The following is a 10,515-nucleotide window of genomic DNA, read 5'->3' as shown; positions in this document are numbered from 1 at the left end:
GGGGGAGATGTCCGGCAGGACAGAGGGGGCGCGAAGGATCGCTACAGAGCGCTTTTATTCTGAGCGGCGGTGCGCTTCGACTAAAAGTCGGCCGCGCTCCACAAGGAAACGGGACCTAGCGGCCCCGTTTCGCATTGTTCTCCAGGAAAAGTCTAGCGGGCCGCGCGGGCCCATTTGCGATACCAGCCTTCGCTGGCAATCGTGTTGCGGTAGACCGTTTCGCGCTCGGTCGCCTCGGCTCCGGTCTCCGCCTGGATCTCGGCCTTGAGCGCCGCATCTTCGCGGCGAAACGGTATGACCTGGACCAGCGGCGTCCCCTTTTCGATGAAGTAGAGGCCATCCGGCGCCGTCGCAAAGAACGGAAAATGGATGTGGGCTGCGTAGGTGTCGGTATCGACGATGCCGGCGACGCATTCGAAAGGCTGAGCCGGCCGATTGAGCGGCGGCAGGAACAGACAACTCCAGCCCGGCGGGGTACGGATCGACCAGTAATTGTGAAATTTGCATGGCGGTGCCGGTTCCTTCGGATTGCCGGCGACCTGATGCGCGCCATGATTGCTGACCATCACCCTGTCGAACTCCCAGCCGGCATCGACGGCGCTGCCGCCATCCTTGACCTCAAGGCGGACTGTCGCCGCGAGCGGCAGGATCCAGCCGGTTGTCATCGCGTCGAGAAACGGCATGCAGCGCTTGACGGTCAGGCCATTGTTGGTGGCCGAGGCTTGCTGAGCATCGACCGGCGGCAGTTTGCGGAACCAGTCCGGCAGGACCGTCTTGGCAGCCACTGGCGGCGCGATGACGCCATGATCTTCCGGCCGACAGGCAAACCGGATCGAGCGAGAGGTCTTCTGGGAAGTCTGGGAAAAATGAAACATCGATGGCCTCCATGGAAAAATCCGAGGAGGAACGGGCCGCAGCCGGATTTATTCCCGGATGGGCGTCTGATATGCAGGCCGACGACGATAGTTCGGTCGCCGCGGCGCGCACAGCAGCATTGTCTAAAACACCAATCGCATCAGCGGCCGGCCTGCCTTGCGCTCGACCAGCCTCTCGAAGCCGGCTTTCTCGAAGACCCGCGACGAGCCGACGAACAGCCCGATCGAACGCGAATCTCTCGACAGGTCGATCGGACATGCCTCGACCAGCCGCGCGCCATTCTGGCGAGCAAATTCGATGCCGCCTTCGACCAGCCGGTGCGTCACGCCCCGGCCGCGCGCCTTGACGCGGATGAAGAAGCAGGAAATCGCCCAGACGCCCGGATCGGTGGCGTCGGCGGGATCGACCGGCGCCGACCCCCTGCCTTTGTTGTTCCATTCGGGCACGTCGGCGCGCGGGCCGATCTGCATCCAGCCGACCGCCTTGCCATCCTCGAACGCCAGCACGCCCGGTGGCGGCCCGGCCTCGATCCGCGCCTTGATGTGGTCCTTGTTGCGTTCCCGGTTGCTGGCGCGGCGCGCTGCCGGCGACAGCCGGAAATGTGTGCACCAGCAGCCGTAGCAGGCGCCCTGCTTACCGAAAAGATCTTCAAAATCCGCCCAAAGCTCGGGCACCAGCGGCGCTATGGTCGTATTCACGAACTCTCTCCCGGCCCACCGCCTTGTCGTGGCGTCCGTCCTGACGTACCATTGCCTTTGTTCTCTTTATGTTCGCAGCGATGTCGGTTCCTGTCAACAATCCCGATCACGGTTTTTGCCGCGACTGCCTGACCTTTCAGCGCGGTGAGGCACGGCGCTGTGAGCGCTGTGGCAGTCCACGGCTGGCCCGCCATCCGGAGCTCTATCGGCTGCATCTCGCCCATATCGATTGCGACGCGTTTTATGCGGCGGTCGAAAAGCGCGACAACCCGGCGCTGAAGGACCGGCCGTTGATCATCGGCGGCGGCAAGCGCGGCGTCGTCTCCACCGCTTGCTACATCGCCCGCGTCCACGGGGTGCGCTCGGCGATGCCGATGTTCAAGGCGCTCGAAGCCTGCCCGAAAGCGGTCGTCATCCCGCCGGACATGGAAAAATATGGTCGCGTCGGCCGCGAGGTGCGCGCCATGATGCAGGCGCTGACGCCGCTGGTCGAGCCGATCTCCATCGACGAAGCGTTTCTGGACCTTGCCGGCACCGAGCGCCTGCATGGTCTGCCGCCGGCGGTGGTGCTGGCGCGCTTCGCGTTGGGTGTGGAGAAAGAGATCGGCATCACCGTTTCATCAGGCCTTTCCTACTGCAAGTTCCTGGCCAAGGTGGCGTCGGACTTTCGCAAGCCGCGCGGCTTTTCGGTGATCGGCGAAGCCGAGGCGACCGGCTTTCTGGCCGAGCAGCCGGTGACGCTGATCTGGGGGGTGGGAAAAGCCTTCGCCGCCACGCTTGAGCGCGACGGCATCCGCACCATCGGCCAGTTGCAGCGCATGGAGCGCGGCGACCTGATGCGCCGCTACGGCGTGATGGGCGACCGGCTCTACCATCTTTCACGCGGCGAGGACGACCGCCGCGTCCACCCCGACCAGGATGCGAAAAGCGTCTCGGCAGAGACCACTTTCGACGCCGACATCGCCTCCCCCGAGCAACTGGTTTCGGTGCTGAGAGCGCTGTCGGAAAAAGTCTCGGGGCGGCTGAAGAAATCCGGCATTGCCGGGCGCACCGTCGTGCTGAAGCTGAAGACGCAGGATTTCAAGACCCGCACGCGCAACCGGCAGCTCGGCGACCCGACACGGCTGGCCGACCGCATTTTCTCGACCGGGCTCGAGCTGCTGCGCAAGGAGGCGGACGGCACCCGATACCGGCTGCTCGGCATCGGCGTCAGCGACCTCTCGAATGACGAAAAGGCCGATCCGCCCGACCTCGTCGATATCCAGTCGCGCAAGCGTGCCATGGCCGAAGGCGCCATCGACAGGTTGCGCGACAAGTTCGGCCGCAGGGCGGTGGAGACCGGCTACACCTTCGGCAAGGGCCGCAACGCCCACCCGCCCGAGCCGATCGAGGACTAGTTTTAGTTTAAGCATGACCCCGAACCGAAGGTCCGCGCAAGCGAAAAGCGGTTTTCCGAAAGATCACGCGCAAACAAAAAGGTAAAGTAAAGCAGGCCGCTTCAGATGCGTCGCAAATCGATCCGGCTGGTCGTCACGCGCTCGCCGGTTTTAGGGTCGACGTCGATAACGGTCAGCCGCATGCCGTCCTCGCCGTTCTTCTCGACGGTCATTTGCGCGGTGCGGTCGCCGTTGACCTCCTTGGCCCAGCGGATGCCGAGATTGATCGCATTGCCCGAGCGCCTGCCGCTGAGCTGCGCCGGCCCGGTGCGGGATCCGACATAGGTGCCGGTGTACTTCGTCCCGCTGGACTTCAGGTCGGCACTGATGGCGCGCGTCACCACGACGAGACCGCGGCAGGTGCCGTCCAGCGACAGTGAACTCGATGTCGCGTCGGAATTGAAGCGGCAGGAGACGTTCACCGTCGGCGCCTCGGTGGTTACCTTGACGGTGCCCTTGCCGGCAAAATTCCCCTCGAACGAGCGAAGAAAATCGGCCTCGTCGGCATGAGCCGCGCCGGCGGCAGCCGTCAGGCAGCCGGCGAGTGCAAATCGTGCACATGATTTCATTGGATCTCTCCCCTTGAACTGGCTGTTGGACCAACGTTCGCCGTGACGGCAGGTTCCGCCCTCAACATGACCGTTTTGCAACGCGCCGCTCTGGCCCAGCCGAATGCGTCGACTAGCGGTTGCGGTGAAAGTCCCGACTTGCGACATAGCGCGCATGGCACCCTCGCCCTCGATCCCCAAGGCTGCGTTCTGGATGGCGCTGTCGATCGCATCGTTTCTGACGATGTCGGTCGCCGGCCGCGCCACGACGGCCGAGCTCAATGTATTCCAGGTGCTGGAGCTGCGATCGGTGATCGGCCTGTTCATCCTCCTGCCGCTGGTGATGATGTCAGGCGGTTTTGCGGCGATGCGCAGCAAACGCCCCACCGCCCATATCGCCCGCAACGTCGTCCATTTTGTCGGCCAGGCGGCATGGCTCTACGCCTTGACATTGATCCCGCTGGCCGTGCTGATCTCCATCGAATTCACGACGCCGATCTGGACGGCCATTCTGGCGGTCGGCTTTCTTGGTGAAAGACTAAGCCGGCCCAGACTTGCAGCGATCGTGCTCGGGCTGATCGGTGTGCTGATCATCGTCCGCCCGGGCGTCGGCTCGGTCGATCCGGGACATGTTGTCGTGCTGGGTGCCGCGGTCTGCTTCGGCATATCCGTGGTCCTGGTCAAATCGCTGACGCGGACGGACAGCGTCGTGTCCATCATCTTCTGGATGCTGGTCATCCAGTCCGTGCTCGGCCTTGTCCCGGCGCTCTACGAATGGCGCAACCCGCCGCTCGAACTGTGGCCGTGGATCCTGCTGATCGCCTTCACCGGCATGTCGTCGCATTTCTGCATGGCGCGTGCACTCGCCTATGCCGACGCCACCGTCATCTCGCCGATGGACTTTTTGCGCGTGCCGCTGTCGGCGCTGATCGGCTGGCTGCTGTATCAGGAGCAGATCGACGCCTTCACCGCCGGGGGCGCCTTGCTGATCCTGCTGGGCAATCTGCTTAATCTGCAGAAAAAGGCGACCAAACCAGCGGAAGTGGCAGCGTCTTAGCATTTTGCAGCCAAACGGCTTCGTTTGGCGTCCGACAAAATGCGTCAAAGCAAAGAGCTACCGCGCGGTTTTGTTTCCACAAAACCGCTCTTAGCCTCGCATTTCAGTCGCCTTCGTCGGGTATGTTGAGGAGATGCCCGCAGGCCTTGCAGTGGACGGCGTCGGCTTCATGCCGCTGAAGGCCACATTGCGGGCACGGGAAGAAGACCTTGTTGGGACGGAAGAGCGCCTGTGCCAGCCTGACGAACAGCGATATGCCGATGATCATGGTAACGATCGCGGTGAGCTTGCCGGCTATCCCCGGCAGGACGATGTCGCCGAAGCCGGTCGTGGTCACCGTGGCGACGGTGAAATACAGCGCATCGACATAGCCTTCGAGACCGGCGCCGGTGCGGAAGAAGAAGGTGTAGACGAAACCGGTGACGACAAACAGGAATGTCAGGAGATTGATGACTGCATGGCTTGCCTCGCGCCATTTTTTGAGGCCGCGCATCTCGAAAAACCGCCACAGCGCGCCGCTGCGCGACAGCGACCACAGCCGCAATATGCGCAGGAATCCCAAATTGGCCAGCGCCGAAGGCATCAGCAGCGTCAGCAGGATGAAGCCGTCGACCCACGACGTCGGCTGTTTCATCAGGCGCAGCATGTTGTTTGACGCCAGCAGCCGGGCAATCATGTCGGCGGCGACAAGCGCTGCCACTGAATAATCGAGCCAGAGGAACGAGGACGATTCCTGGATCACCGGTGTGGCGATGAAGAAGGCGATGATGGCAAGGTCGATGATAACAGCCGCCAGCTGAAACCGGAAAGCCGCAGGCGTGCGCCCGTGATAGAGTTTGCGCAATGTGTCGCGCAGCCGCGTCAAGGCTGAAAAATCCTGCACTCCGTCCCTTTTCGGCGTCTTCATGACGACTGCGATAACGCTCGCTGCGACAGCCGTCCAGTGGGCAGAGCAGGGGCAAGCCGCCGTGGCTTGAGAACATCCGCAGCGTTCCAGACCCGGAAAGCAATCAGACCGGTTCCGCCTCGATGATGCTGATGCGAGGTCCGGCTTCAACGATATTGGCGACCCGAAAATCCGACGCCGCAAGCAGCAACCTGAATTCTTCCGCCGTGCGCTCCTGCCCGCCCGGCATGACCAGCATGTTCAGATCGCCGAATTTTGCGACGGCGCCTTCATTGGGCGGCGCCAGAATGCTCTCGAGCACCAGCAGTTTGCCTTCTGGGCGAATCGCCCTCTGGCAGCTTTTCAGGATCCGGATGTTTGTCTCGTCGTCCCAGTCATGCAGGATCCATTTAAGCACAATCGCATCGGCGCCCTCGGGCACCGAGACGAAGAAATCGCCGGCGACGATGTCGCAGCGATGGGCCACAGCCGCGGCGTCAAAGACCGGGCCGGCCTTCGCCACGACCTGCGGCTGATCGAATAGAATGCCGCGCTGGCCGGGATTGCGGCGGAGGATTTCGGCAAGCAGCGCGCCCTGCCCGCCCCCTACATCCATAACGACAGAGAACCGCCGGAAGTCATAGGCCGCGAGCACCGCGGCGGCGACGCCACGCGACATCGCCGTCATCGCCCGGTCGAAGATGACGGACTCTTCCGGATGCTCCGCCCGGTATTCCCAAACGCCCTTGCCGTAAGCGTGGCGAAAGGCGTTTTCGCCGGTGCTGACACTGTGCAGCAGATCGCTCCATGCCTGACGGAAATAGGGCCGCCCGGCCAGAATCGCCCACGGCGCAACCGAATGCTGAACTTCGGATCGCAACGCGCCGCCAACCGGGGTCAGCGAGAAGGATCGGTCGTCCGCTTCATGGAACACGCCGACCGACGCAAGGGCGCGCAGCAGCCGGTAGAGCGCCTGCGGATGCGTATTGGTCAACGCGGCAAGTTCGCCGCTGCTGCGTTTCCCGTCCTTGAGATGGTCTGCGATGCCCAGCGTGGCGGCGACGCATATCGCCTGAGACACCTGGAAGCCATTGACCATTTTCTGGAGTTCGGCAGCGGCATCCCGCTCATCCATGACGCACTCCCCCCGGCCGCCAAAAGACCCAGGCCGCCGAGCCCACAATACCAGCGGCATCGTCACCGGGCAATGCGACCTGGCGGAATACGGTCGTTAGCTCACACCAACTCCACCTCCACCACGCCCGGCAGCGCCCGCATGGCCGAGGCGATCTGTGGCGAGACGCGGTAACGGTTGGGCAGTTCGATCTCGACCTCGCCCTGCGCCTCGTCCTTGATGACGATAATGCTCACCAGGCTGTCGCCGCGCTGGGTAAGCTGCGATTGAATCGCCGACGCCGGCCGATCATCCCTGACAAAGATGCGCAAGGCTTTTTGGATGCGGCTTGCCTCGTCCTCCAGCGACTGCACCGTCTGGATGCGCAGATTGACGCCTTCGGGCCTGTCCTCGGCCGAAACTGTGACCACCACCGAACGGCCGGGCTCGAGCAGGTCGCGATATTGCGCCAGACCTTCGGAAAACAGCACTGCTTCATACTGGCCCGACGTGTCGGAGAACTGCACGACGCCCATCTTGTTGCCGGTGCGCGTCTTGCGCTCCTGCTTGGTGGTGACGGTGCCGGCAAGCCGCCCGGCGGCAGCGCCGCGTTTGACGGCGCCCGAGAACTCGGCCCAGGTCTGCACCCGCATCTTCTGCAGCGCCGCCTTGTATTCGTCCAGCGGGTGCGCCGAGAGATAGAAGCCGACCACCTGGAATTCACGGTGCAGGCGGTCGGCGGCAAGCCACGGGTCGGTCGCCGGCAGGTTGAGCGCCTGCGACTGCGCCCCGAGCGAGGCGCCGAAAATGTCGTGCTGGCCCGACATTGCATTCTGCTGCGCAAGCGACGCTAGCCCCATCATCCGCTCGACGCCCGCCATCATCGCGGCGCGGTCGTGACCGAAGCAGTCGAGCGCGCCGGCCATGATCAGGCTTTCGAAGACGCGCTTGCCGACGATCTTCGGGTCGACCCTTTCGCAAAAATCGGCGAGGTTCTTGAACGGTTTTTCGCCGCGCATGGCGACGATATGCTCGACCGCCGCGTCGCCGACGCCCTTGAGCGCGGCCAGCGAATAGAAGATCCGGTTCTCGGCGACTTCGAAGGCGCGGAAGCTTGATATCACCGACGGCGCCACGACATCGATACCGAGGCGCAGCGCATCCTGGCGGAAATCAGCGAGTTTATCGGTGTTGCCCATGTCGAGCGTCATCGACGCGGCCAGGAATTCGACCGGGTAGTGCGCCTTCAGATAGGCCGTCTGGTAGGAAACGACCGCATAGGCGGCGGCATGCGACTTGTTGAAACCATAGTCGGCGAACTTTGCCAGCAGGTCGAAGATGAAGTCGGCTTGCGGCTTGCCGACGCCGCGCTCGATCGCGCCCGAGACGAAACGCTCGCGCTGCTTGTCCATCTCGGCGCGGATCTTTTTGCCCATGGCGCGACGCAACAGGTCGGCTTCGCCCAGCGAATAGCCGGCAAGCTCCTGCGCGATCTGCATCACCTGTTCCTGGTAGACGATGACGCCTTGCGTCTCCTTCACCAGATGGTCGATCTTCGGATGGATCGACGCCATCTCCTCCTCGCCGTGCTTTCTGGCGTTGTAGGTCGGGATGTTCTCCATCGGGCCCGGCCGGTAAAGCGCGACCAGCGCAATGATGTCCTCGATGCAGTCGGGCCGCATGCCGATCAGCGCCTTGCGCATGCCGGCACTTTCCACCTGGAACACGCCGACCACTTCGCCGCGTGACAGCATGGCATAGGTGTCGGGGTCGTCGAGCGGAATATGGGCAAGATCGATCTCGACGCCGCGGCGGCGGATCAGCTTGACCGCGGTCTCCAGCACAGTCAGCGTCTTCAGGCCGAGGAAGTCGAACTTCACCAGGCCGGCCTGCTCGACATACTTCATGTTGAACTGGGTGACCGGCATGTCGGAGCGCGGGTCGCGGTACATCGGCACCAGCTCCCACAGCGGCCGGTCGCCGATGACGATGCCGGCGGCGTGCGTCGAGGCGTGGCGGTAGAGCCCTTCCAGCTTTTGCGCCATGTCGAGCAGCGTCTGCACGATCGGCTCGCGCTCCGCCTCCTCGGCAAAGCGCGGCTCGTTGGCGATGGCGTCGGCGAGCTTGACCGGATTGGCCGGGTTCGACGGCACCATTTTGCTGAGCTTGTCGACCTGGCCATAGGGCATCTGCAGCACGCGGCCGACATCGCGCAGCACCGCGCGGGCCTGCAGCGTGCCGAAGGTGATGATCTGGCCGACCTGGTCGCGTCCGTATTTCTGCTGGACGTAGCGGATGACCTCCTCGCGCCGGTCCTGGCAGAAATCGATGTCGAAGTCGGGCATCGACACGCGGTCGGGATTGAGGAAGCGCTCGAACAGCAGCGAGAAGCGCAGCGGATCGATGTCGGTGATCGTCGTCGAATAGGCGACCAGCGAGCCGGCGCCCGAACCGCGCCCCGGCCCGACCGGAATGCCTTGCGCCTTCGCCCATTTGATGAAGTCGGCGACGATCAGGAAATAGCCGGGGAACTTCATTTTCTCGATGATGCCGAGCTCGAATTCCAGCCTTTCGCGGTATTGCTCGACCGCGTAGCCAGGGGCTAGGCCGTGCGCGGCGAGCCGCGCCTCCAGCCCTTCATGCGCCTGTCTGGCAAGCTCCTGCGCCTCCGCCTTCACCGCCGCATCGGCGTCGGCGACATCGCCGCCGGCAAAGCGCGGCAGGATCGGGTTGCGGGTCTTGGGATAGTAGGAGCAGCGCAGCGCGATCTCGACGGTGTTGTCGATCGCCTCCGGCAGATCGGCGAACAGCCTCGCCATGTCGGCCTGGCTTCTCAGAAAATTGTCGGGCGACAGCCGCCGGCGATTGTCGACGGCGACGACCGACCCTTCGGCGATGGCGATCAGCGCATCATGCGCCTCATAGTCGTCGCGCGAGGAGAAAAACGCCTCGTTGGTGGCGACCAGCGGCAAGTCATTGATATAGGCGAGGTCGACTGACGATTTCTCGATGGCCCGGTCATAACCGGAAACCCGTTCCAGCTCGACATAGAGCCGGTCGCCGAACAGCGCCTTGAGCGCCAGAAGCCGCGTCTCGGCGAGGTCGCGGCGGTCCTCTTTCAGCGCGTTGCCGATCGGGCCGCGCGGCCCGCCGCTGAGACAGATCAGGCCGTCGCAATGGCCTTGCAGCATCTCGGTCGTCAGATGCACGGCCTCGCCGGGCGGCGTTTCCAGATAGACCCGGCTGACCAGCCTGACCAGATTGCTGTAGCCGGCCTCGGTCGCCGCGATCAAAACCACCGGCCGCATTTCCGGGCCCTGCCGCCTGCGGTCGCGCTGGCTGTCGCTGGCTTCACCGGAAAAAGCCAGAGCGGTCTGGCAGCCGATGATCGGCTGAATACCCTCCTTCACCGCCTTTTGCGCAAATTCGAGTGCGCCGAACAGATTGTTGGTGTCGGTGACGGCAATGGCCGGTGCGTCATCTTTGACCGCATGGCCGACAACCGTGCCGAGCTGCAAAGCGCCTTCGAGCAGCGAATAGGCCGAATGCACGCGCAGATGAATGAACGGCCGCGCAGGCGCTTCCGGCCGCGACGCCTTCATAAAGGCCTCGCGCCGCAACGGATCGCGGGGAAGTGTCTCATTCGCCATTTTTTTATCGCCGTTTGAGAGGACTCAGTCGATGAGGATGTATTGTCCGGTACTGGACGATGCGAGTCCAGCGACAGGCCAATTGTCGATGCTGGCGCTGCCCCTCATCCGCCTGCCGGCACCTTCTCCCCTTATAGTGACGGGGCGAAGGGGCTGGCCGCAACCTCGGCTCGCTTTCTGCAACGCCGGAGATTGGCGAAATCCTGTGCGAAGGCGTCTTTCTCCCCGTCACTATACGGGGAGAAATGCC

The 10,515-nt window shown here is 63.5% G+C and carries 8 protein-coding genes; 2 read left to right on the top strand and 6 right to left on the bottom strand.

What is annotated here, in order from left to right:
• Nucleotides 1–152: 152 nt before the first annotated feature.
• Together AC0L2Z_RS28140 and AC0L2Z_RS28135 are read right to left on the bottom strand one after the other, a co-directional pair.
• On the bottom strand, nucleotides 153–875 hold the full coding sequence (locus AC0L2Z_RS28140) for a DUF6065 family protein (protein WP_473629883.1): 723 nt from the start codon (nucleotides 873–875) through the stop codon (nucleotides 153–155).
• Between the two features lie 123 nt (nucleotides 876–998).
• On the bottom strand, nucleotides 999–1,574 hold the full coding sequence (locus AC0L2Z_RS28135) for a GNAT family N-acetyltransferase (RefSeq protein ID WP_473629882.1): 576 nt from the start codon (nucleotides 1,572–1,574) through the stop codon (nucleotides 999–1,001).
• A 68-nt stretch (nucleotides 1,575–1,642) separates the two neighbouring features.
• Here AC0L2Z_RS28135 and AC0L2Z_RS28130 point away from each other — a divergent pair, with 68 nt between their 5' ends.
• On the top strand, nucleotides 1,643–2,971 hold the full coding sequence (locus tag AC0L2Z_RS28130) for a DNA polymerase IV (protein WP_473629881.1): 1,329 nt from the start codon (nucleotides 1,643–1,645) through the stop codon (nucleotides 2,969–2,971).
• Nucleotides 2,972–3,072: 101 nt separating this feature from the next.
• On the opposite strand, the gene AC0L2Z_RS28125 is transcribed toward AC0L2Z_RS28130, so the two are convergent.
• Complete coding sequence (locus AC0L2Z_RS28125) at nucleotides 3,073–3,579, bottom strand: hypothetical protein (RefSeq protein ID WP_287255436.1); 507 nt, start codon at nucleotides 3,577–3,579, stop codon at nucleotides 3,073–3,075.
• 154 nt (nucleotides 3,580–3,733) lie between these two features.
• Here AC0L2Z_RS28125 and AC0L2Z_RS28120 point away from each other — a divergent pair, with 154 nt between their 5' ends.
• Nucleotides 3,734–4,615: a DMT family transporter gene (locus tag AC0L2Z_RS28120; RefSeq protein WP_128168986.1), complete on the top strand. Its 882-nt coding sequence runs from the start codon at nucleotides 3,734–3,736 to the stop codon at nucleotides 4,613–4,615.
• Between the two features lie 103 nt (nucleotides 4,616–4,718).
• Here the strand turns inward: AC0L2Z_RS28120 and AC0L2Z_RS28115 are convergent, their stop codons facing one another.
• From AC0L2Z_RS28115 to dnaE, 3 genes are all read right to left on the bottom strand, one after another.
• Nucleotides 4,719–5,522 (bottom strand): potassium channel family protein, encoded by an 804-nt coding sequence (locus AC0L2Z_RS28115; protein ID WP_473629880.1) that lies wholly within the window; start codon nucleotides 5,520–5,522, stop codon nucleotides 4,719–4,721.
• 103 nt (nucleotides 5,523–5,625) lie between these two features.
• Nucleotides 5,626–6,636: a methyltransferase gene (locus tag AC0L2Z_RS28110; protein ID WP_473629879.1), complete on the bottom strand. Its 1,011-nt coding sequence runs from the start codon at nucleotides 6,634–6,636 to the stop codon at nucleotides 5,626–5,628.
• Nucleotides 6,637–6,737: 101 nt separating this feature from the next.
• A complete protein-coding gene (gene dnaE / locus AC0L2Z_RS28105; protein ID WP_473629886.1) occupies nucleotides 6,738–10,217 on the bottom strand; it encodes a DNA polymerase III subunit alpha in 3,480 nt (1,159 codons plus the stop codon).
• Nucleotides 10,218–10,515: the final 298 nt, after the last annotated feature.

The sequence above is a fragment of the Mesorhizobium sp. WSM4850 genome (assembly GCF_055811735.1).
Note: the sequence above shows the minus strand (reverse complement) of the source record. Positions and strands in the feature narration are given on the sequence as shown.